The organism is Ectobacillus soli, assembly GCF_042610425.1.
In the GTDB taxonomy this organism is placed as follows: domain Bacteria; phylum Bacillota; class Bacilli; order Bacillales; family Bacillaceae_G; genus Ectobacillus.
Map to the genome: position 1 here is coordinate 1,615,037 of NZ_JBGJZM010000001.1, position 21,758 is coordinate 1,636,794.

Consider the following 21,758-nt stretch of genomic DNA (forward strand, 5'->3'; position numbering starts at 1 on the left):
ATACTGACAATAAGTACTTAGTAATGTTGGTACCCACCACTTCACTTACTACGTTACGATATTAATTTCGCAATCGTAAACGCAATACCAGCAGCTAATCCGCCTACTAAAGTTGTTTGCCATGCACTCTTAAATGGCTTGGATCCAGTAAATGTGCCCTTCACATATCCAAAAATAAACAACGCAATCAGTGTCATAACAACGGAAACTAAAAGTGCTGAATCTGGTTTGGAAATAAACATATATGGAGATAAAGGAATAAGACCACCTACTATGTATGATATTCCAATCGTAAGGGAACTATTTAATGCACGTTTCGGTTCAGGCTTTTCAAGTCCTAGTTCATATTTCATCATAAAATCAACCCATTTTTCATCATCTTTACTGATCGCATCGACAGCCGCATTGACTGTTTCATCAGGAATATTCCACTGACGTAATATGTCTGCTACTTCTTCCCGTTCGCGATTTGGCAATTCAATTACTTCTTTTCGTTCCCGTTCCAATTCAGACGCATAGTGTTCTTCATCTGTACGAGCAGCAAGAAATCCACCAAGTCCCATTGCAATCGATCCTGCAGCAACTTCTGCCACACCTGCAATTACAACCAAACTTGTAGTAGGAACGCTACCTGATAATCCGGCTGCTAGAGCAAACGGAACCGTGAGTCCATCGGCCATTCCAATGACAACATCCCGAATAAATTCAGGTGCCAAAAAGTGACTTTCTTCATGGGTTTCTTTATTCATTCCATTCTCTGACATAGAAATTCTCCCCCTTTATGTTCCAAATCAACTGTTTTTCTAATAGCTACGATAATGAAAATCCTTATCGTTACCCTTAAAATGCCACATGGTGCTATTACATATGTAATAGCACCACGTTAGAATTTCAGTATAATTTGATTATTTTTATTATATCATATTTACGAGAGTCGTACATGTTTTTACCAATAGGAAGCGCTCTGCATGAAAACTACGCACTTACCTCCTCTTTACGAGTAACTGTACCTTTATGTGAAACATAGCTATGTATAATCATCCCCATAATAAGAAGCAACATTCCGAACCAAGAAAGTGCGGTAGGTAACGAATTAGGAAACAATATCCATTCACCCATTACAGTAAACAATACTTCCATAGATTGCGTAGCTTCGACTGCTGCTAGCTTCTGCATATTACCTCTCACCATGTCGGTTGCATGAAAAAAGAGAACCGTTGCAATTGCTCCTGAACAAATCGCAACTATAGAAGATTGCAACATTTGTCCTTGACTTGGTAAACCAACCGTAAAGATCCCGTATACAGAAAGCAGTAGCCAAAAAGGTAAGCTTGCAATTGTCATACCTAACACGCGCTGATACGTATCTAACCGCCCATCACAAGCATCCATCATTTTACGATTGCCTAGTGGATAGGCAAAGGATGCAAATAGAACAGGTATACTCCCAAGCAAAACTTCTTGTAAAGATAAATGATTTGCCTGTTGCATCTGCATAAGAACAATGCCTATTAGAACAATGCTAGATATAGCAAGACCTCTCCCTGGAATTTGTCCCCGAACCTTCACAGGCCCCTTTGATGTTTGAAGGGTCAACGAGAAAAACGGTGCCAGCAAGGAACCAGATATAATCGTAATTTGCCACGTTCCCGCCGTAAGCCATCCTGGTGCAAAGGCAGCTGCAAAGCAAAGCGGCGCATAGAATAAGCCAAATCCTACAAAGCTCCACAAAAGCCATGTCCCTGGCTTCTCCTTCAACATTTGCCAAAGAGGACGCATTCCCCTTCTCATTATGACCAAAAGCAGCAGAAAAGGAACGGTAAACATATACCGTAATGATGCACTCCAAATCCAGCTTCCACCCGAAAGCTCCATAAAGCGATTAAAGATAAAGGAGGAAGAAAAAAAGAAAGCTGCCAAAACTCCTAAAATAATTGGTCGCAATGTAGTCACCTCAAGCATTTTATTATGTAAGAATTCTTCTAAGTCTAGCCTTTTTGTTCAACTAGCGAGATGAACAATCTACTATATCTATACTTTCAATCTAGTAGCTTTAAATTGAATACATGCATAATCTTATTTTTTCACAATTCATGTATTATTTAATTATACATGCAATATATCGTATGCAAGTTGTCAATTCAACCATATTTTATTTCAAAGAGATGTTGACAATTGTAGATCATTTCCAATTATTTTTTTGCTTTTTTCATATGAATTTATTATAAATATAAATACTGCGAAAATAGGGTACCTTTTTGCGATTCTTGCTTCTTTGGAATTGCTGCGTTTTAAGATTGCACAAAAAACAGACCGCTGCACTTTTTCGCACGGCGGTCTGTTACTAGTTTCCTTACATACTGCTTTCCAATGTCATTTTTGGATGCTTTTGTTGGAACATACGGAATACGAAATCATTTTCAAATAGAAGTACAGGATTTCCTTCGCGGTCTTCGACGTGCATAACGCGTGAATCGAACATATCGTCTTCTAGTTCTTCCTTTTTCGTCCACATGGCAATACTATGCTTCATCGGAACCATATCAATATCTACATTGTATTCAGCCTTCATTCGATATTCGAATACTTGGAATTGTAGTTCCCCTACTGCTCCTAAAATGTAATCCCCAAAAAACGGAGTGCGGTAGAGCTGCACAGCTCCTTCCTGTACAAGCTGCGTCATCCCTTTATCGAATTGCTTATGCTTCATCGCATTTTTTGCATGCACCTTCATAAACAATTCTGGTGGGAATTTCGGCAAGGCTTCATATTGGAATACATCATTTCCGTCCATAATGGTATCTCCAATTTGGTAAGTTCCAGAATCATACAATCCGATAATATCACCGGGATATGCTTCTTCAACCGTTTCTCGATCCGATGCTAAGAATTGCTGCGATTGACCAAGCTTTATTTTTTTACCCGTACGTGCTAACGTCACCGACATACCGCGCTCAAATTTACCTGAGCACACACGAACAAATGCAATGCGGTCGCGATGGGCCGGATTCATATTGGCCTGAATTTTAAAAACAAATCCTGAAAAATGGGGATAATCAAGACCTATCATTCCTGATGTCGAATTTCTTGGCTGTGGTGAAGAAGTCAACTCAATAAATGCGTCGAGAAATGATTGTACACCGAAGTTCGCAATCGCACTTCCGAAAAATACAGGCGTTAACGTACCATTTTTCACTTTTTCAACCGAAAAATCATTACCTGCTTCATCTAATAAAGCTAGCTCTTCGGTTAAAGTTTCAAGGTAAGAAGGATCAATTTCTTTTTTTACTTCATCAGTAATATGCTCACCGTCAAAGTTAGTGAAAAAAGATTCTTTGTTACCGCGGAATACTTCTATTTTCTTCTCAAATCGATCATATGTACCTTGGAATCGTTTTCCCATGCCAATAGGCCACGTAACCGGGTACGATTCAATTCCAAGCACTTCTTCAATTTCAGCAAGAAGTTCTAGCGGTTCTTTCCCTTCTCGGTCTAGCTTATTAATAAAGGTAAGAATGGGAATACCTCGCATCCGACATACTTTGAAAAGCTTGATTGTTTGCGCTTCAATCCCCTTTGTTCCATCAATAACCATGACCGCACTATCAACTGCAGTTAACGTTCGATACGTATCTTCACTAAAATCTTGGTGACCTGGTGTATCCAAAATGTTAATCCGATGGTCTTTGTATAAAATTTGCATCACACTTGATGTAACGGAAATTCCACGTTGCTTTTCAATTTCCATCCAGTCTGATTTTGCATATTTCCCTGTTTTTTTCGCTTTTACTGTCCCTGCTGAACGGATTGTACCACCAAGGAGCAAAAGCTTTTCTGTCAATGTCGTTTTCCCAGCATCTGGGTGAGAAATAATTGCAAACGTACGACGTGACGAAATTTCTTTATTCATTTGCTCACTAATCATAATTGCATTCCTTTCCGATGAAAATGTATATAAAAAATCTAACGATGTAAGATATCATCGTAGTCAAAACAAAACGCACCAGTTCCTTCTACTCAGCACTTCTTATCATATCAAATCCTCACCCGTAGTTAAAGTTCTACTTATCATTCTCATAAGAAAATATCAATTTTTCTTTGTATAATACTTGAACTTCAGCATAATGTAATCTATAATAAACATCGTCTTTACGATAATTTTATATTTACAAAATCCTCATCAATCCGATGAGGTAGAGGTCGCGGCCTTTAAAAGTACGACGGACGAGATGCAGAGAACATCGACCGACTCCGTCTGGAAAGGAAAGGCTGCCGAAGTTTGTGCTTTTTTCTGGGAGCATGAGCTGGGACTGTTTTCGAATAGGAACAGGACTGTCACATGTGCAAAAACCGGTACATGTGATGAGCTATCTTACGGAAGGCATGATGCGGGGTAGTATATAACGTCGTCAAATCCTTTTGACGGCTTTTTTTATTCCCCACTCCTTCCATATCAAAATTTTAGGAGTGTTACTTATGGAAAGTACAGCTAGAAATGTTTCATTACATGAAACAACATCAAAACACACTGAATTGCGCAGAGGATTAAAATCACGTCATTTAACGATGATTTCTCTCGGCGGAACCATTGGAACAGGATTGTTTCTCGCCAGTGGAAATTCGATTCATAATGCCGGACCGGGCGGAGCCCTTGTGTCCTATATCGCTGTTGGGATAATGGTATACTTCCTCATGACAAGCCTTGCAGAAATGGCAACATATATGCCAGTAGCCGGTTCGTTCAGTACGTATGCAACGAAATTCGTCGATCCTTCTCTTGGATTCGCACTAGGCTGGAACTATTGGTATAACTGGGCTATTACCATTGCGGCAGAATTATCAGCTGTAACAATGATTATGAAATTTTGGTTCCCTCAAACGTCTTCCTTATTATGGAGCGCTCTTTTCTTAGCAATTATGTTTCTATTAAATTACTTATCTGTAAAAGGGTTTGGCGAGGCTGAATATTGGTTTTCACTCATTAAAGTCGTTACCGTTATTATCTTTTTAGTTGTTGGTACCGCTATGATTTTTGGCATCATTGGTGGAAGTGCCGTTGGATTTCAAAACTTTACCATTGCGGATGCACCGTTCCATGGTGGATTTATGGCAACGATCGGTGTCTTCATGGCAGCTGGATTTTCTTTTCAAGGAACGGAGCTTCTTGGTGTTGCTGCTGGAGAAACTGAAGATCCAAAAAAATCTATTCCACGAGCAGTAAAAAGTGTGTTTTGGCGTATTCTTCTCTTTTATGTGCTTGCTATTTTTGTTATTAGCTGTCTTATTCCGTTTACAAACCCAGATTTAGCAAACAGCGATGTTACTGTTAGCCCGTTCACACTCGTATTTAGCCGTGCAGGGATCGCATTTGCTGCATCTGTTATGAATGCCATTATTTTAACTGCAGTATTATCTGCTGGTAACTCTGGTATGTATGCGTCCACTCGTATGCTTTGGGATTTAGCCCGTGACGGAAAAGCTCCAAAGTTTCTTGGAAAGCTTGATTCTCGCGGCGTTCCTGTAAATGCATTAATTGTTACAGCATCAATTGGTGCTGTAGCATTCCTTGCTTCATTATTTGGTGATGGCGTTGTTTATACATGGCTCTTGAATGCGTCTGGAATGTCAGGCTTTATCGCATGGCTTGGAATTGCAATTAGCCATTATCGTTTCCGCAAAGCATATGTAACCCAAGGACGAGAAATAAGCAATCTACCATTTAGAGCAAAGTGGTTCCCATTTGGACCTATATTCGCCCTTGTTCTATGTACGATTGTTATCCTCGGCCAAGGCTATTCTGCTTTTGTAGACGGCAAAATTGATTGGAACAGCGTCATTGTCTCCTACATTGGCTTACCTGTCTTTCTAATTGTTTGGATTTGGTATAAAGTAGCGAAAAAAACAAAGATGGTTCCCCTTCAAGAATGTGAGTTTGACGAAGAATAAAAGTAGAAAGAGGGAAACTCACAATTTTATGAGTTTCCCTCTTTTTATATACCCCTTCAAAATCAGCTTAATACACACGTTACCCCCTTTTTTGACAAACTCCTAATCTATTTCAACACTCTTCCTCATATTTAAAAAATGATTGAAATGTACAAGCTTTCTCTATCAATTTGCATATACTTACTAGTGGACATAGTTCTTTTTACCCCTCTCCAGTCCGAAGCTTGAAGCAGCTGTTTCTAACAGCTGCTCTTTTTATAGCGTATTACTCCGTACGCAGCATGCTATGGACAGCATGAACAAACATTTGCACACCAATACATAAAGACTCTTCATCAATATCAAAACGGGGATGATGATGTGGATAGGATGTACTCGGAGAGCTTCCCGATCCGAGCTTAAAAAAGCATCCTTTTGCTCGTTGTAAATAAGCAGAAAAATCTTCACCTCCCATAGAAGGATCGATTGAAACGACTCCCTCCTCGCCATATAGTTCTACCGCACAACGTTCGATTAGAGACGTAATATCAGGATCATTAATAACAGGTCTGTAACCATATCGATACGAATACGTAAAGGTTGCCCCGTGTGCATCCGCAATACCCTTTGTAATTTGCCGAATTTTGACTTCTGCATCACGGCGCAAATCCTCCTTAAACGAACGGACGGTACCCATAATATGTGCACGTTCTGGTATAATGTTATCGGCTGTGCCGGCATGAAATTGTGTCACGGAAAGTACGCGTTGATCAAAAGCATCCGTCCCTCTTGAAATAATATGCTGTAGGTTCGTGATGAGCTGCGCACCAACAGCTATAGGGTCAATACATGCCTGTGGATGAGCTGCGTGTCCCCCCTTTCCTTCTATTGTAATGTCGAACACATCTGGTGCTGCCATCATCGGACCATAGGCAATGCCAATCTTCCCCGTTGGCAATCCAGACATCATATGGAGTCCTAGTACGGCATCTACTCCATCCATCACACCTGCTTGCACCATTTCCTCCGCCCCGCCTGGATATTGCTCCTCGGCATGCTGAAATAGAAAACGAATCTCTCCCCCTAAGGAATCTACATGCTTCGTTAATATGTCAGCTGCCCCAAGCAAAATAGCAGTATGTGCATCATGCCCACATGCATGCATAACACCATTTATTTTAGAAGCATAACTTACCTCATTTTCCTCTTGAAGAGGAAGGGCATCCATATCAGCTCGTAGTGCAACCGTTCTTCCCTTTTCCCTTCCTTTTAATATAGCCATAATGCTACTTGCTGTTGGGCGAACGACTTCTAAATTAGGAAACAATTGTAATGTATCGAAGACAAATTGTGCTGTTTGATGTTCTTGAAAGGAAAGCTCAGGATAGCTATGCAAATGCCGTCTCCAATTCACTATTTTTTCCTTATTAATAATATAACGGAAATTATTCACACACTTCACCACTTTCCCCAGTCATTTTTTTGTATTAACATATACATTTCAAGCAGAATGTACTATACTATTTTCTGATTCTTTTTAGCGTTCCCCTCTCTAATTCCATATGGAAAAAGTAAAAAAATATGCTAGTAATGTATGGCTATTTGAAAGGGGTACGGATTTTCTTTTTGCCATAAGAGTGATACTATCAGAAATGAACCTTATTTCGGTAGTTGGTACGCGGCAAGTAAATGAGGAGGGACTTATGAAAGCGATTCAAAGTATGTGGTCTCGGCCACTAACGCAGTGGGTAGTCAAAACCCTCTATTATTTATTCATTCTTCTAGCTCTTCTAGGGCTATATGGATTTAAAGATACAAATTCAAGTACGTTTATTTACAATGAGTTTTAAAGCGGGGTAAGAACATGAATGTTTTCGAAGAAATTGAACATTGGGCACAAACAGAGCCGAGCCGAAATGCCTTCGTATGGAGAGATAAGCCTATTACATACGGGCAGTTAAAAGAACAATCGGATGCACTGTCGTATTGGATAGCTGAGCATGATAAGGATGCAGCACCAATTATTGTGTATGGTCATATGCAACCGGAAATGATTGTTATGTTTCTTGCATGTGTAAAGGCTGGACATGCATACATTCCAATAGATTACAGCATCCCTGTAGATCGAATTCACCATATTGTTACGAATTCTGGTGCAAAACTATTCTTATCGGCAGCAGATACTATAATTTCTAATGTTGCTATTCAGACAGTCCAAAAGGAAGAAATGAAAACTATTTTTTCTACCTATAAAGGAAAAGCTGCAAATCCTTCACTGCAAGTAACAGAAGAGGATACGTTCTATATTATTTATACTTCTGGCAGTACGGGAAACCCAAAAGGCGTGCAAATTACTCTTGGTAATTTGCAAAGTTTTGTAAGCTGGATGCAATCGGATTTTCCAATTGCAAAAAACCAAGTGTTTTTAAACCAAGCACCGTTCTCATTTGATCTCTCTGTTATGGATTTGTATTCATCCTTGACAACAGGTGGCACATTGTGGGCTGTTGATAAGGATATGATTGCTAAGCCAAAGGAATTATTTTCTTCCTTTAAAAATTCTCAAATGGAAGTTTGGACATCTACACCATCGTTCGCGCAAATTTGCCTTATGGAGCCAGACTTTACCGAGGAAATGCTACCGAACATGCGCACCTTCCTCTTTTGCGGAGAAGTACTTTCTAGCGACACTGCCCGCAAGCTAAAGGAACGTTTTCCAAAAGCAAGCATCATTAATACATACGGTCCAACCGAAACCACGGTAGCCGTTACAAGCTTAGAAATAACAGATGATATTTTAAGTAAGTATACTGCTCTTCCTGTCGGATACTGTAAATCAGATAGCCGGATACTTATTATGAAGGAAGACGGCACCGAAGCAGTGGAAGAAGAAAAGGGAGAAATTATAATTATTGGACCGGGCGTAAGTACCGGGTATTTAGGCAGCCCTAATTTAACAAACAAATTCTTTACAATCATAGGTAGTAAGCGTGCTTACAAGACTGGTGATGCCGGACATATGCAAAACGGACTTCTCTTTTTCCATGGTCGCTTGGATTTTCAAATTAAGCTACACGGCTACCGAATGGAGCTAGAGGAAATTGAGCATCAACTAAGAACAAGTAGCTATGTTGAAGCAGCCGTGATTATTCCTGTTAAAAAAGGAGAAACCTACGACCACTTATTGGCAGTAGTAATTCCTAAGAAACATATGTTTGAAAAGGAATATCAGCTCACCTCGGCCATAAAAAAAGAGATTGCATCCTTTCTTCCAAACTATATGATTCCGCGAAAATTTATGTATCGCGAAAGCATACCGATGACAGCAAACGGAAAAGTCGACCGAAAAAAATTGTTGAGTGAGGTTACAGCATGATTCCGTATGCAACATTTACTTATTTTGTAATTATAACGATTCTACTTGCACCTACAATCATAGCTGGATTACGAGGGAAATCACTGCGGACGTACAACTCTGTCATCACGGTGATTATACTTGCTATTATTTTTGCAAGTAAACCCGTGCAAGCCATTTCATTAATTGGCTACACGATATGGCAAGTCTTACTTGCAAAGAGCTATTTACCGTTGCGAAAGCGAAATAACAAAGCAAGTACATTCTATCTTGCTACTTTGCTTTCGTTATTGCCGCTTGTACTTGTGAAAATCGTACCGATTCTACAAACATCAAGCACCATTGGCTTTCTCGGCATATCTTATTTAACATTTAAATCGGTGCAAATGATAATTGAAATAAGAGATGGACAAATCAAGGAATTATCGCTATATGACTTCCTCCGTTTCCTTCTCTTCTTTCCAACCATTACATCTGGTCCAATTGATCGCTTTCGTCGCTTTCAAAAAGATATTATAAAAACACCGTCATCCAAGGAATATACGGAACTTCTCTATATAGGTATCAATCGTATTTTCCAAGGATTTCTGTATAAATTCATCATCGGCTATTTGATTAACGAGTATATTCTTCATGCAGATTTCGTCATGAAGCACTCCTTTACATCAGTGCTTATATATATGTATGCGTACAGCTTTTATCTATTTTTTGATTTTGCTGGTTATAGTGCCTTTGCGATTGGGGTTAGTTATTTCATGGGCATTAAGACTCCTGAAAACTTTAATAAGCCATTTATTAGTCGTAATATTAAGGATTTCTGGAATCGCTGGCACATGAGCTTATCCTTCTGGTTCCGTGATTATATTTATATGCGCTTTGTTTTTCTCATGACTAAGAAAAAGATTATTAAAGATCGGTACATCGTTTCCTACTCAGGATTTTTCTTAAACTTTTTCATTATGGGCATTTGGCACGGGCTTCACACAAATTATATTATTTACGGTCTATATCATGCCTTACTTATTATTTTATTTGATGTATTTGAACGTTTAAACAAGAAGCACAAGTTCTGGTCAAACAACAAACTAACCCATGCTGTTTCGATTGTGCTTACGTTCCACTTTGTATGTTTTGGATTTCTCATCTTCTCAGGCAAGATTATCTAACGTTGCACCTTGCCAGGGAGCAAGTACTAAGAATGTAAGATTGAAGAAAAAGGAGATAGTAACCATGAATGACTTAAAAGACCAAGTATTAGACCTTCTTGAAGAAGTATGCGAAAACGATATTGTAAAGGAAAACCCTGATGTTCTTCTATTTGAAGAAGGCATTCTTGACTCATTTGGAACTGTTAATTTGCTAGTAGAAATTCAAGAACGTTTAAATATTGAAGTATCCATTTCTGATTTCGACCGTGATGAATGGGCTACACCAAACTTAATTATCAAAAAATTGGAAGAGTTAAAATGAAAACACCGACGTTTGGTCCGATTCTTCTTGCATTGCTAATCCTTTGCACTTTGCTACTTCTTCCCAATTCGTTCCTTCAATCTCTATTAAACAATACGAAAGTGGAAGAAGCCGCAAATTCCTTAAGTACTAACGTATTTCAAGGAATTGATTTGCAGAAGAAGATGCTAGAGGATCCGAAATACCTTCCGATGTACGGCTCATCAGAGCTGTCTCGCTTGGATGTATACCATCCGTCAAACTACTTTCGCGTAAATCCTGATGGCTTTACGCCATTTCTTATTGGTCGTGGTGGTACGCAGTCGCTTACCCATTTCTTAAGTCTTGCAGCAAATGCAAATCAATTAGAAGGGAAAAAGGTCGTCTTCATTCTTTCCCCGCAATGGTTTGTAGCAGAAGGATTAAATGATGAACATTTTTCACCAAACTTTTCATCAGTTCAAGCCTATGATTTTCTCTTTAATCAAACATTAGATCCTATACTTAAGAAACAAGCTGCAAGGAGACTGCTTGACTTTGAAGTAGTAAAAAAGGACTCCTTGCTTACAACAATGCTAGAAGGAATTGTGTATACGGACTCCGTACATACATGGAAAGCAAAAATTGTTAAACCTCTAGCATACGTGTACCGAAGCATTTTACAACGAAAGGATTTTGTACTTTCTCTCGTTGCCGTTTATGGGCACAAACCAAATACGGATCCCCATTTGAAAAATCTTTCGTGGGATCAACTCATACATCGCGCCGAACAATCGGGAAAAAGTGGGTCACAATCAAATGAATACGGCATAGTCGACGATTACTATAATGATAAAATTGCCCCAAAATTGTCCCAACTAAAAGGCTACCGAGCAAATGAATCATACGATGCGTCACCCGAATACACCGATTTACAAATGGTACTAGATCTATTAAAACAAAAACATGCACAAGCATTATTCGTCTCCGTTCCTGTAAACGGACCGTGGTACGACTATGCAGAATTTCCAAAAGAACGACGCCAAACCTACTATAAAAAAGTAAAAGATCAAATTGAGCAATCTGGGTTTGCAGTTGCTGACTTTTCAGATCATGAATACGATCAATATTTCATGAAAGATACCATTCATGTTGGATGGAAAGGTTGGATATACGTCGACAAAGCAGTGAAGCAATTTTATGACGGTAAGTAAAAAAAGGAAACACTTGATGTGTTTCCTTTTTTGATGATTCTTCAAAACTCCATTTTCCTATTAATACCCGAATCCCTTCAATTCCATGATTCGATTCTTTGCTTCCACTATCGTTTTCTCAATTAATGAAGCCGCCGTTCGTTCTTTTGCAAGCGCTGATGCCTGCCCTGCCCAAAGTGCCATATAATCGCCGTTACCTTGCTGTGCGGCTGCACTTCTAAGCGGAGAGGTAAGAGAATTTTGAATCGGATAAGGAGGTAGCTCCTGCTCTTTCCCTTGCATTTGCTTAATAAATGTGTTTTCAATTCCACGCGCATAGCGTCCTGAAAATGCTCTTGTAACGACCGTACTCCGTTCATGACTATGTAAGACCGCCTCTTTATGTACAGGATGCGTACCACTTTCTGTACACGTTAAAAATGCCGTTCCCATTTGTATCCCTGCTGCTCCTAGAGCTAAAGCGGCAACGAGACCTCTCCCGTCCATAATTCCTCCTGCTGCAATAATCGGCATAGAAGGAATTGCTGCTACGATTTGTGGAATCAGAGCCATTGTTCCAATTAATGATTGCTGCTCAGAACCAAGAAACGTGCTACGGTGTCCTCCTGCCTCGCTGCCTTGCCCTACAATTGCATCTACACCAATATTAGCAAGAACTTTTGCTTCTCTTACATTTGTGGCGGTCCCGATTACAAGTGTGCCATTCTTCTTAAGCGCGTGCATTTCCTTTACAAATGGAATATCAAAGGCAAAGCTAACAACAGGAACCTTTTCTTCAATTAAAACGGTTAGCTTCTCGTGATAATCCTCTTCTTGTATAGCTGCGCTTAGCTCTTTTACACCAAGCTGTTGTTCCATAGGACGAAGTATGCGTTTTCCATTTTCAATGGTTTGATTATCCAATAATCTTCTTCTTACAATAAGTAAATTTACAGCAAATGGCTTTGATGTACGCTTACGTATGTCAGCAATCGCCCTACGAATAGCATCTGGTCTCATATACCCTGCACCAAGTGTACCCAGACCCCCAGCCTCTGACACTGCCGCCACCAGTTCTGCCGTTGTTACAGTTCCAGCCATTCCTGCTTGAATAATCGGATACTTTATACCAAGCATGCTAGTTAGTCTTGTTTCTACCATGAAAACCCTCCTTTGTTTGTATAAACTTACCTTCTATTGTTGGTAGTAAAATCCTTGTATTCTCTGCATATATTGCAAAGAGGGGGAATGAATCCATGAACAAACCATCTGTTCTTGCTAGAGGAGATACCGTACAAATTGTTGCACCTGCAAGTCCTGTAAAAGAAGAGGCGGTACGTTTGATGCAGCACTATCTTATGCAGCTCGGTCTGGATGTTCAACTAGGGCGTCATATTTTTGAACAAGATGGATATTTAGCTGGGAGTGATGATTTACGGATTGAGGACTTACAACATGCTATCGAAAATCCTAACGTCAAGGCAATTTTCTGTGCGAGAGGTGGATATGGAAGCGCACGATTACTTCCTCATTTAGATATCACCCCGTTGCTTCTACGTCCGAAAATTTTTTGGGGATACAGTGATATCACTTATTTACATACGGTCATGATTCAGCAGGCTAAGATGATAACCTTTCATGGACCGATGTCAGAAGAATATGGTACAACAACCGTTCATCCTCACTCCCTATCCGCATTACAACAGCTATTTATTCCTAGATCACTTACATTATATGCAACGCAGCACGATTATCCAGTCTTTTCTCATAGTATACGTGCTCCCATCGTTGGCGGAAATGTAACTGTACTTGTAGGAACGCTTGGCACCCCTTACGAAATAGATACTAACGGCCGCATCCTCTTACTGGAGGATGTGGACGAAGAGCCTTATGCCATTGATCGTCTGCTTAACCAGCTCCGGCTATCCGGTAAGCTGCAAAACTGCGCTGGCATCATTATAGCGGATTTCCACGACTGCGAACCGAAAAAAGGGAAGCAATCTCTTTCCCTAACACGCATCGTGTATGACCATATTGTTTCGGCCCAAGTTCCTATCCTTGGGGGATTTCCTATCGGTCATTGCCGACCAAACTATGCCATTCCGCTGGGCGGATATGCCGTTATGAACGGATTAGACCGAACGCTATTACTAGAGCCGGGCGTCGCTTCTCCCTGCTGACAAAAAAGTGGATACATATGATGGAAATCATCGTATCCACTTTTTTATGTATTCTTCCTTTTTTTATGAATACAACGTAAATATTCTACCGCTAGCAATATCTTTAATTTCCTCAGGTGTGAAAGTCTTACTCACTTCCGTACCAATATTTAACACTACAGTTGCATCAGGATCTATGATTTCAAACAATTTCTTACCTTGAATCGTTATAGCTGATATTTCACTTGGAATTGCTTCTTGCATATAAGAAATCCGAGTAAAAATCGGGAGAATCCATCTGCTATCTCCTTGAAAATAACGGAGTTTTACCGTTCCTTGCAGTGCGTCCTTTTCTGATTCTAACGTGCCAAACGTATACAAGCTTATATCAAGCAAGGCTTCATAAAATTCTTTCCGACGCTTTTTATCATCCTTAGCAAGTACGACTAACGTTTCAACCTTCGTTAATGCCGAATATTCTGTCATACGATTACATCCTCACTTCTCTTGGTGGTGTAACCACCATTATACAAACAATTCCTAATCATTTCTAGAAAAAGCGAATTCTTCTACCGTAAATTTTCGAGCAACCTCTAGTAACAATAAAAAAGGGATGACTACATTTATTTCATATACGATACGCTTGCAAACATACCATGCTTCGCTTACTTGAATAGATTCCTCAACCTTTTTTTCAAGCTCTAGCATCCTGTCCCACAGACGTCTCCACTCCTGCATCATTTCATCATAAAAAATCATTATTTTCCCCTTCCATATGCTCTACATATTATTTTAATACAATTGGTTAGATTTTCCTATCCTAAAAATAGGGAAATCACCCCTTTGTAACATTCCCATGCGAAAAAGCACAAAAAAAAGAATAGAATCATTGCAAAATAGAATAAATATGATATATTATGTATAAAAATAAGTTTACGGCGATGAAAGGGGTCACAGTATGAAAATCTGGTTTTACGAACAACAAAAAAAGGAATCTGACTTATTAGGAATCTGGGAAAACGTACCCGTTATTCCTCGCATAGGAGAAAAAGTAGAAATCATCGATCAAGTCCGCACCGTAATGGACATCAAATATATCAAAAAAGGTGGAAACTTCAAAGTAGAAATCGTCATCGGGTAAAACGAAAAGCATTTCCGGTTCGTTCAGCTCCATAGGGCAGAAGTTCTCCGCTCAAAAAGGTACTTTTTGCCTTTCTGGCCGGAGGAACTAACATAAAAAAATCCAATTTCATGTTAACTACATGAAATTGGATTTTTTTATGTAAAATACCCTACATGAGGGTCTCTTCATAATATCATAGAATGACTTTGGTTAGACTTTGTAATAATTAACTTTTCTCCGTCCATCTCTAGCTTTACATAATCATCTTCTTCTAAATGAAGCTTGTTGACGATTTCATCCGGCAAGTCAACTGCCATTGCATCTTCGGCAATTCGTACTTTTCGAATCACGTCTTCTTCTTCGTCCCTAACCGGATGAATTCGTTTCAAAAGAGGCAATCCTTCCTCTACTGCGCGGTTCCATCCTTTCCAAATAAAAGGAATAAACCAAACAAGACTTATTATAACAGCAATAACAGAGTATATTAAATCAGGAATGGATTGCAAATCAGATAATTGTATCTGTGCATGATTTACATCTGCCGGACCCATTAGTTGAATCATGCTCACAGTTAAGTTATTCAATGAGTGAACAACCATTCCCACCAATAAGCTTCTTGTCTTTATATAAATCAAACACATCGTAATGCCAAAGAGAGTAGCACCAAGCACATCAGAATGACCCAAGCCGAACATGATTGAAGAAATCAATACAGCCTTTCGAATGCCCCATTTATAGCTAAGTCGATTGAGGAAAAAGCCTCTGAAAATAAGTTCTTCCATTATCGGAGCAAACACGCATGCGGATACAATGCTAAAAATGGTTGTAAACAAATTGTAATTATCGATAGTCTGATCTGTATTCAATATATTAATAATATAATTCGGTGTCACATACGATAAAATATAAAATTCAATTGTTGAAATTCCGTAGGAAAAAAGCATCCCCATTACTGTTGCCAGAATAATTAACTTCCAGTCCCATTTCATAGGACGATCTAGAAAACTTCGAAACTGCAAGTTTTGATGTTTCATTTTATATGAAAGCCAGAGTATGGGAAAGGCGAAAAAAACAAGTGAATCGGTACATACCGTAAATATACTATCACTTACAGAACCGTCATTTGAAAAAAGATATAACGGCACGATGACAACGAAAGCCCCTAACAGCATCCACAAGAAAAAGCTTCGAAGTTTAATATTCGCAAATGTAGCTGAAATAGAAAACACCTCCAAACCCTTTTCATTTACTCTTCATTTTACAGCATTTCACTACAATTTTCTTACTTTTCAATTGGAAAAAAGAAAAATTCGTGCTTTTGATAAATATTCTGTATAATTTAAGAAAATACAAATTATTTCGTCTATTCATTACATATACAAAGACTTTACTTTATGTTTATTTCGATTTTGATCTTGTTTTTCAAAGGAACCTGCATAACATATAGGGAATAGACAAATAGAGTGGAAAAAGGAGGGAAAATATGAAATATATTTATATTATTAGCTATGAAGACCCGGCAAGCATAGAAGAAATAGATTTGCAGCGAAGGCAATTAAATCATTATTTTATGGCGGATCCCATTAAAAAAGTTGTATGCGGTTACGATTCCTTCGTATTTCATCTTCTTGATGAGGCTATTACAAAATTTAATGTTCTTGTTTCCGTAAAAAGCGAGTTTCATACCGATCATGATTTTGATTATAATCAGACGATTCTCTCTACATTTGAAAATGAGATTTTGCTACCGGATTCCCCTGTCGTATTTATCATGAATAAGCAACATGCGAGGCACTTACTTACCTATATCAATCCGGTGTTTACCGAACTTGATGAAGTTACTTCGCATGAGCTTGGTCTGTTTCGGATTGTATGCGAATCGGATCATATTGGGATAGAAAGGCTATGGACGCCATTTCTGAAGCCAATTACAGATCTCTAGATTACTCCAAAAGCTTCTCTATGGCAGTTTGCAGCATATTCTGCAACGGTCCCGTTGCATAGTCAACGTCGAGTCGTTCAGTCCATTTATGCGCGTCCTTTCCACGTGGTCCAATATTTAGAACAGGAAGCTGCAGCTGCTGTAATTCTTTTAGAGGCAACGAATACAGGCTACCCCACAACGGCAGATTGCCAATGAGCTTCGCAAGTGAAGAAGCAGATTGCCCAAGACCTGTATAGCTCAAATCGGAAATACCACCGAAATACAACTGCTCTTTCAGTTCTATTTCATATTGTTTCATAGCCATTATGATAATGTCTTCCGTTACCCTAGCTATCTTCTCATTATGACGAGAACTAACAGCAGGATAATAAGGCGGTGCAAAAAACAACAAGATCATCGGTGCCTTTTCATTACATAATGAAGCAACCTTATCTACAAATGCTATGGCTACCTCCCTTTCATCACCTATCTCTCCTTGTCTTTCTAAAACTTCATTCTGCAATTTAACTATTCTCTCTTTTCCGTAGGTATCTTTCGCATATTGCAAAAGCTCCTCAAACTGCAATACATTCAAACTGACAGATTGATAGTCTTTCATTGCTGCATACTGCTCGGCTCTCTTTTCAAACCATGATTCAATACTATGTCCTGCACGCTTTGCAAGGTTTAATAAATTCTCTGTAATCTCTTCAAGCGGTCGTTCCATCAAAAATAAATTATAAAGTGCAACGGCTTTATGAGGTGTTTGAACCGAATATCCCATTTTCAAGTCTTTTTGCATAAGTGTAGAAGGAGGTGGAGATACTTCACCATCGACCCATTCACAAAATTCTGTATTTAATTCCAATTCCGTTGTTACAAACGACATCATACTATTGGCGTTTAAACCAGCAAATGGCTCTCCCACATGAGACTCTTTCCCATAACAGAAAAATGCAGGCATAATTTTCCCAAGTGAGCCGGTATATATATAATCCTGTTCATCACCAGGATATCGAGCAAACATTGGTTCACAATTCACGCAGGCTTGATAATTCAAATTATGCTCTTCTTTTATTTTAAGAAGGGCTGGTACAGATGTGATCATTCCACGGGAATTGACTTCCTCATCGGCAACAACCAGAAAAAGCACATTACCTTCTATACATCCATAGGCAGCGCGCTCGATCATCATCATTTGCAAGGCGATGCCGCACTTCATATCCATTACCCCGCGGCCAAATCGCCATTCCCCCTTTTCTATATCACGCTGCACATTCGCGGGAAGAACATCTTTATGATTATAAAATTCCTCCGTTAATTGTTTCGGCTTAAACGCAAGCGATTTATACTTTCCGTAATCCTCCACATTCACGACATCAAAGTGACTGACGAGTACGACAGTATTTGGAGTATCTCCATTTTTCACGAGAGCGGATATAGATGTGCGCCCATCCCCAGTTGGATGTATTTGGATATAACTAGGGTGCTCTTGAAAATAAGGTATAGCTTGCAACTGATCCCTAATAAAATAAGCAATTGCAACTTCATCCTCACTTCCAGAAATACTTGGAATTTCTACAAGGTCGTCTAGTAGCTTTATAAATCCTTCCTTCGTTTGCCATTTCATAGGACGTTCATTCATAATACTCCCTCTTTTCTCTATTTTTTCTTTATGGTGAGAGTAGGCATCAATTAGTTTCAAAATATTATAATACTTTTCTAATTATTCAGTCAAATGAATATAATAGAAGAAAGTAGGATGTTCATTCCAAAATAATAGATTATCATATTCAAAATAAACAAGAAATGTGCATAGAAGGAGGAAACCAATATGAATAAAAAACAGGAAGTACAGCGGCAATTTGGCTCACATGCTCAGCAGTATGTGACAAGTGAAACGCATGCAAAGGGAAATGATCTGACTGCCCTTTTGAATGCCGGTAACGCGGATCACACCGATATTGTCCTTGATATTGCAACAGGTGGTGGCCATGTAGCAAACGGATTTGCTCCGTTTGCTAAGCAGGTGATTGCCCTTGATATTACAAAACGAATGCTCGAAAAGGCCGAGGAATTTATAAATGGAAATGGGCACAAAAATGTTTACTTCGTACAAGGAGATGCCGAGCAACTCCCCTTTCCAGATGACAGCTTTACTATCGTAGCATGCCGAATTGCACCTCATCACTTTCCTTCAGTCACTAATTTTGTCAAAGAAAGCTATCGTGTGCTCAAAGAGAATGGAGCCTTTCTCCTCCTTGACAACGTAGCACCGGAGAATGACATACTTGACTCCTTTTACAATAACGTTGAAAAAAAACGCGATTATAGCCATAACCGTGCTTACAAAAAATCAGAATGGCTGAACATCGTCGAAGAAGCTGGATTTTATGTTCAAACCATGCAAACCTTCTCCAAAACCTTTCCGTTTGAGAGTTGGTGTAACCGAATGAGCTTACCAAGTCAAGAGAAAGGACAGCTACAAGAATATATGCTGCATGCTCCCGTAATTGTGAAGCAGCATTTTCATATCCAAACCGCCAACAATCAAGTAGTTAGTTTTCAAGGCCAGTCTATCCTCCTGCACTGCCGAAAATAGCCATCCATAAAAAGGGCCATCCCAGATTTAATCCATGATGGTCCTTTTTATGGAATCAACAGTATTTTTCCTGTGCTTTTTCGGCTTTCTAAATAGGTATGTGCTTGTGCTCCGTCCTGCAGCGTAAATATAGTAGGAGATTTCAGGGTGATACTTCCTTCTATAACCCATCGAAAGAGCTCGCTTGACCGAGCTACCCTCTGTTCATATGAGGTTAACACATTCCAAAGATCACCGCCCGTAAGCGTTTTAGACGTATCCATGAGCATACGCGGATCAACTGGTACCGGATCGCCTCCAGCCATACCGTAAAAGACAACCGTGCCACCAATCCGAGTCGCTTCAAAGCTATCCATAAGCGTCGAACCAACTGATTCGTAAACTACATCTACTCCTCTTCCGTCTGTCACTCGCTTTACTTCCTGTTTCCAGTCATCATTATATAGCAACGTAACATCTGCACCTGCATCTTTCACCGACTCTGCTTTTACCTTAGAAGATGTTAACCCAATAACCGTGCCCCCGTATCGCTTGATCATTTGAACAAGCAATTGACCAACACCGCCAGCAGCGGCATGGACAAGAGCGACATCATTCGAACGGACCCCGTAGCTATCCTTCGTTAAATAATGTGCCGTTAATCCTTGCAATAAGAGGGAAGCAGCCATTTCAAAAGAAATTTCATTTGGCAAGGGAATGATCTTATCCTTCTTAACTGCAACTAGCTCTGCATTAGCAAATGGAACATCCGCAAAAGCAACTCTATCCCCAATCCATACTCCCTCAACGTTACGTCCTACCTTCGTTACTATGCCAGCCCCTTCATATCCTAATATATAAGGAGGATTTCCAGCTAAATGATAATTACCCTTGCGCCGATACACATCTGCAAAATTTAAACCGATTGCTTTCATAGAAACGAGAATCTCGTCGTCTTGCATGATTGGGTCTGCTACATCTCCGTACTGCAGAACATCTGGTCCTCCAAACTTTTCAAAAAATAAAGCCTTCATATGCCTATCTTCCTCTCGTATATATGTTGGCGTGAAAAAGACAGGAACAAGTCCTGTCTTTTCTCATTCAAATACAAAGTCTTCATCAGTCAATTCTTCTACATTTGTTGCCTTCACATATCCGTTTCCTTTAACCGAGAAGAAATCATGATTTTTCGTATCCGTTCGGAGCCCGTTTAATACGATAGGATTCACATCCTCTTCCTCAAAGTACGGATCGAGCCCGAGATTCATTAACGCCTTATTTGCATTGTAACGGACAAACGCATTAACCTCATCCACTAGCCCAATGGAAGTATAAATCTCCTCCGTATATAGTTTTTCATTTTCATATAAAGTAAGTAAGAGCTCCATCGTTTCCTGTCTTACTTCTGCCTGCTCCTGCTCAGAAAGATGCTGGAATGTTTCCTGTGCAAGCATCCCAACAAAGACGCCGTGAATACTCTCGTCGCGAATAATTAGATTAATAATTTCACCGCTTGCAGTAAGCTTACCTTGTCCAGCCAGATACAATGGATAGAAAAATCCGCTGTAAAATAAATAGCTTTCTAGGAATACACTTGCAACCATTGCCATATAAAGTTCTCGTTTCGTCGCATCTGGACGAAATAAACGATGATAATAATCAGTTATAATCTGAGCTTTTTTTCCAAGTAACGGATGATGATGAACCCAGTCGAAAATTTCTTCGATTTCTTCTTCGCTCGTAAGTGTGGTGAATATGTGACTATAACTCTTCGCATGCACTTCTTCCATCGCACCCATAAAGCCAAGGACACTCTTTGCCTGGAGATTGTCGACGTGAAGAAGAATCATCGGCATTCCTTCGCCGCCCTGCTTCGTATCAAGCAGCGTAAGTCCACCTAAAATTTTCTTATACGCATTCTGCTCATCCTTAGAAAGTCGTACCCATGTATTTTTATCAGAAGAAACGGAAATTTCCTCTTCTGTCCAAAACTGTGCAATATTTTGTTTCCAAAAGACGAGGCTATACTCATCCTCTTGCTTGTTCCAGTTTACTGCCCGCATGATGTTC

General features: G+C 39.5%; 21 protein-coding genes and 1 riboswitch. Of the genes, 10 read left to right on the forward strand and 11 right to left on the reverse strand.

Translation table 11 applies throughout. The annotated features are described in order from the left end of the window. Positions 1 to 53: 53 nt before the first annotated feature. From ACAN53_RS08405 to ACAN53_RS08415, 3 genes are all read right to left on the reverse strand, one after another. Positions 54 to 764 (reverse strand): VIT1/CCC1 transporter family protein, encoded by a 711-nt coding sequence (locus ACAN53_RS08405; protein ID WP_379968936.1) that lies wholly within the window; start codon positions 762 to 764, stop codon positions 54 to 56. 211 nt (positions 765 to 975) lie between these two features. Further along, positions 976 to 1,944 carry a DMT family transporter gene (locus tag ACAN53_RS08410; RefSeq protein ID WP_379968938.1) on the reverse strand — a complete coding sequence of 323 codons (969 nt, stop codon included), beginning with the start codon at positions 1,942 to 1,944 and terminating at the stop codon, positions 976 to 978. Positions 1,945 to 2,353: 409 nt separating this feature from the next. After that, positions 2,354 to 3,925 carry a peptide chain release factor 3 gene (locus ACAN53_RS08415; protein ID WP_379968940.1) on the reverse strand — a complete coding sequence of 524 codons (1,572 nt, stop codon included), beginning with the start codon at positions 3,923 to 3,925 and terminating at the stop codon, positions 2,354 to 2,356. Between the two features lie 261 nt (positions 3,926 to 4,186). Further along, a riboswitch (Lysine riboswitch) is annotated at positions 4,187 to 4,378 on the forward strand. A 98-nt stretch (positions 4,379 to 4,476) separates the two neighbouring features. Between ACAN53_RS08415 and ACAN53_RS08420 the strand changes: the two genes are divergently transcribed. After that, entirely contained in the window at positions 4,477 to 5,946 is a 1,470-nt protein-coding gene (locus ACAN53_RS08420; RefSeq protein ID WP_379968942.1) for an amino acid permease, read from the forward strand. A gap of 265 nt (positions 5,947 to 6,211) precedes the next feature. Here ACAN53_RS08420 and ACAN53_RS08425 read toward each other — a convergent pair whose 3' ends face one another. Further along, the gene (locus ACAN53_RS08425) at positions 6,212 to 7,378 is read right to left on the reverse strand and encodes an amidohydrolase (RefSeq protein WP_379968944.1); all 1,167 of its coding nucleotides are present in this window, start codon (positions 7,376 to 7,378) and stop codon (positions 6,212 to 6,214) included. 250 nt (positions 7,379 to 7,628) lie between these two features. On the opposite strand from ACAN53_RS08425, the gene ACAN53_RS08430 reads away from it, so the two are divergent. The 5 genes from ACAN53_RS08430 (at position 7,629) to dltD (ending at position 11,922) form a co-directional block, all read left to right on the forward strand. Continuing rightward, positions 7,629 to 7,775: a teichoic acid D-Ala incorporation-associated protein DltX gene (locus ACAN53_RS08430; RefSeq protein WP_379968946.1), complete on the forward strand. Its 147-nt coding sequence runs from the start codon at positions 7,629 to 7,631 to the stop codon at positions 7,773 to 7,775. A gap of 14 nt (positions 7,776 to 7,789) precedes the next feature. Next, positions 7,790 to 9,301: a D-alanine--poly(phosphoribitol) ligase subunit DltA gene (gene dltA, locus ACAN53_RS08435; protein WP_379968948.1), complete on the forward strand. Its 1,512-nt coding sequence runs from the start codon at positions 7,790 to 7,792 to the stop codon at positions 9,299 to 9,301. Further along, positions 9,298 to 10,446, forward strand: a complete 1,149-nt coding sequence (gene dltB, locus ACAN53_RS08440; RefSeq protein WP_379968950.1) for a D-alanyl-lipoteichoic acid biosynthesis protein DltB — start codon at positions 9,298 to 9,300, stop codon at positions 10,444 to 10,446. Before dltA ends, dltB begins: the two co-directional genes overlap by 4 nt. Before the next feature lie 64 nt (positions 10,447 to 10,510). After that, the gene (dltC, locus tag ACAN53_RS08445; protein WP_379968952.1) at positions 10,511 to 10,750 is read left to right on the forward strand and encodes a D-alanine--poly(phosphoribitol) ligase subunit DltC; all 240 of its coding nucleotides are present in this window, start codon (positions 10,511 to 10,513) and stop codon (positions 10,748 to 10,750) included. Continuing rightward, the gene (gene dltD / locus ACAN53_RS08450) at positions 10,747 to 11,922 is read left to right on the forward strand and encodes a D-alanyl-lipoteichoic acid biosynthesis protein DltD (RefSeq protein WP_379968954.1); all 1,176 of its coding nucleotides are present in this window, start codon (positions 10,747 to 10,749) and stop codon (positions 11,920 to 11,922) included. The genes dltC and dltD overlap by 4 nt, the downstream gene beginning before the upstream one ends. Before the next feature lie 60 nt (positions 11,923 to 11,982). Here the strand turns inward: dltD and ACAN53_RS08455 are convergent, their stop codons facing one another. After that, a complete protein-coding gene (locus tag ACAN53_RS08455; RefSeq protein ID WP_379968956.1) occupies positions 11,983 to 13,062 on the reverse strand; it encodes an NAD(P)H-dependent flavin oxidoreductase in 1,080 nt (359 codons plus the stop codon). A gap of 95 nt (positions 13,063 to 13,157) precedes the next feature. On the opposite strand from ACAN53_RS08455, the gene ACAN53_RS08460 reads away from it, so the two are divergent. After that, positions 13,158 to 14,081, forward strand: coding sequence for a S66 peptidase family protein (locus tag ACAN53_RS08460; protein WP_379968958.1), 924 nt, complete (start codon positions 13,158 to 13,160; stop codon positions 14,079 to 14,081). 63 nt (positions 14,082 to 14,144) lie between these two features. On the opposite strand, the gene ACAN53_RS08465 is transcribed toward ACAN53_RS08460, so the two are convergent. Together ACAN53_RS08465 and ACAN53_RS08470 are read right to left on the reverse strand one after the other, a co-directional pair. Further along, a complete protein-coding gene (locus ACAN53_RS08465) occupies positions 14,145 to 14,546 on the reverse strand; it encodes an SseB family protein (protein ID WP_379968960.1) in 402 nt (133 codons plus the stop codon). 54 nt (positions 14,547 to 14,600) lie between these two features. Beyond that, positions 14,601 to 14,819, reverse strand: coding sequence for a hypothetical protein (locus ACAN53_RS08470; RefSeq protein WP_379968962.1), 219 nt, complete (start codon positions 14,817 to 14,819; stop codon positions 14,601 to 14,603). A 199-nt stretch (positions 14,820 to 15,018) separates the two neighbouring features. Between ACAN53_RS08470 and ACAN53_RS08475 the strand changes: the two genes are divergently transcribed. Continuing rightward, complete coding sequence (locus tag ACAN53_RS08475) at positions 15,019 to 15,201, forward strand: DUF3913 family protein (RefSeq protein ID WP_379968964.1); 183 nt, start codon at positions 15,019 to 15,021, stop codon at positions 15,199 to 15,201. A gap of 167 nt (positions 15,202 to 15,368) precedes the next feature. On the opposite strand, the gene ACAN53_RS08480 is transcribed toward ACAN53_RS08475, so the two are convergent. Further along, positions 15,369 to 16,412 (reverse strand): CPBP family glutamic-type intramembrane protease, encoded by a 1,044-nt coding sequence (locus tag ACAN53_RS08480; RefSeq protein ID WP_379968966.1) that lies wholly within the window; start codon positions 16,410 to 16,412, stop codon positions 15,369 to 15,371. Between the two features lie 254 nt (positions 16,413 to 16,666). On the opposite strand from ACAN53_RS08480, the gene ACAN53_RS08485 reads away from it, so the two are divergent. Then, positions 16,667 to 17,125 carry a hypothetical protein gene (locus ACAN53_RS08485; RefSeq protein WP_379968968.1) on the forward strand — a complete coding sequence of 153 codons (459 nt, stop codon included), beginning with the start codon at positions 16,667 to 16,669 and terminating at the stop codon, positions 17,123 to 17,125. Between the two features lies 1 nt (position 17,126). Here the strand turns inward: ACAN53_RS08485 and ACAN53_RS08490 are convergent, their stop codons facing one another. Then, on the reverse strand, positions 17,127 to 18,752 hold the full coding sequence (locus ACAN53_RS08490; protein WP_379968970.1) for a M20/M25/M40 family metallo-hydrolase: 1,626 nt from the start codon (positions 18,750 to 18,752) through the stop codon (positions 17,127 to 17,129). 189 nt (positions 18,753 to 18,941) lie between these two features. Here ACAN53_RS08490 and ACAN53_RS08495 point away from each other — a divergent pair, with 189 nt between their 5' ends. After that, the gene (locus ACAN53_RS08495; RefSeq protein ID WP_379968972.1) at positions 18,942 to 19,709 is read left to right on the forward strand and encodes a class I SAM-dependent methyltransferase; all 768 of its coding nucleotides are present in this window, start codon (positions 18,942 to 18,944) and stop codon (positions 19,707 to 19,709) included. 47 nt (positions 19,710 to 19,756) lie between these two features. On the opposite strand, the gene ACAN53_RS08500 is transcribed toward ACAN53_RS08495, so the two are convergent. Then, positions 19,757 to 20,722: a quinone oxidoreductase family protein gene (locus ACAN53_RS08500; protein ID WP_379968974.1), complete on the reverse strand. Its 966-nt coding sequence runs from the start codon at positions 20,720 to 20,722 to the stop codon at positions 19,757 to 19,759. A 63-nt stretch (positions 20,723 to 20,785) separates the two neighbouring features. Next, the gene (gene nrdF / locus ACAN53_RS08505; protein ID WP_379968976.1) at positions 20,786 to 21,751 is read right to left on the reverse strand and encodes a class 1b ribonucleoside-diphosphate reductase subunit beta; all 966 of its coding nucleotides are present in this window, start codon (positions 21,749 to 21,751) and stop codon (positions 20,786 to 20,788) included. Between the last annotated feature and the right edge of the window lie 7 nt (positions 21,752 to 21,758).

Coding starts and splice junctions, on each gene's coding strand:
- ACAN53_RS08405 (WP_379968936.1), bottom strand. CDS start 764: ATGTCAGAGAATGGAATGAATAAAGAAACCCATGAAGAAAGTCACTTT.
- ACAN53_RS08415 (WP_379968940.1), bottom strand. CDS start 3,925: ATGATTAGTGAGCAAATGAATAAAGAAATTTCGTCACGTCGTACGTTT.
- ACAN53_RS08420 (WP_379968942.1), top strand. CDS start 4,477: ATGGAAAGTACAGCTAGAAATGTTTCATTACATGAAACAACATCAAAA.
- ACAN53_RS08430 (WP_379968946.1), top strand. CDS start 7,629: ATGAAAGCGATTCAAAGTATGTGGTCTCGGCCACTAACGCAGTGGGTA.
- dltA (WP_379968948.1), top strand. CDS start 7,790: ATGAATGTTTTCGAAGAAATTGAACATTGGGCACAAACAGAGCCGAGC.
- dltB (WP_379968950.1), top strand. CDS start 9,298: ATGATTCCGTATGCAACATTTACTTATTTTGTAATTATAACGATTCTA.
- dltC (WP_379968952.1), top strand. CDS start 10,511: ATGAATGACTTAAAAGACCAAGTATTAGACCTTCTTGAAGAAGTATGC.
- dltD (WP_379968954.1), top strand. CDS start 10,747: ATGAAAACACCGACGTTTGGTCCGATTCTTCTTGCATTGCTAATCCTT.
- ACAN53_RS08455 (WP_379968956.1), bottom strand. CDS start 13,062: ATGGTAGAAACAAGACTAACTAGCATGCTTGGTATAAAGTATCCGATT.
- ACAN53_RS08460 (WP_379968958.1), top strand. CDS start 13,158: ATGAACAAACCATCTGTTCTTGCTAGAGGAGATACCGTACAAATTGTT.
- ACAN53_RS08465 (WP_379968960.1), bottom strand. CDS start 14,546: ATGACAGAATATTCGGCATTAACGAAGGTTGAAACGTTAGTCGTACTT.
- ACAN53_RS08470 (WP_379968962.1), bottom strand. CDS start 14,819: ATGATTTTTTATGATGAAATGATGCAGGAGTGGAGACGTCTGTGGGAC.
- ACAN53_RS08475 (WP_379968964.1), top strand. CDS start 15,019: ATGAAAATCTGGTTTTACGAACAACAAAAAAAGGAATCTGACTTATTA.
- ACAN53_RS08485 (WP_379968968.1), top strand. CDS start 16,667: ATGAAATATATTTATATTATTAGCTATGAAGACCCGGCAAGCATAGAA.
- ACAN53_RS08490 (WP_379968970.1), bottom strand. CDS start 18,752: ATGAATGAACGTCCTATGAAATGGCAAACGAAGGAAGGATTTATAAAG.
- ACAN53_RS08495 (WP_379968972.1), top strand. CDS start 18,942: ATGAATAAAAAACAGGAAGTACAGCGGCAATTTGGCTCACATGCTCAG.
- ACAN53_RS08500 (WP_379968974.1), bottom strand. CDS start 20,722: ATGAAGGCTTTATTTTTTGAAAAGTTTGGAGGACCAGATGTTCTGCAG.
- nrdF (WP_379968976.1), bottom strand. CDS start 21,751: ATGCGGGCAGTAAACTGGAACAAGCAAGAGGATGAGTATAGCCTCGTC.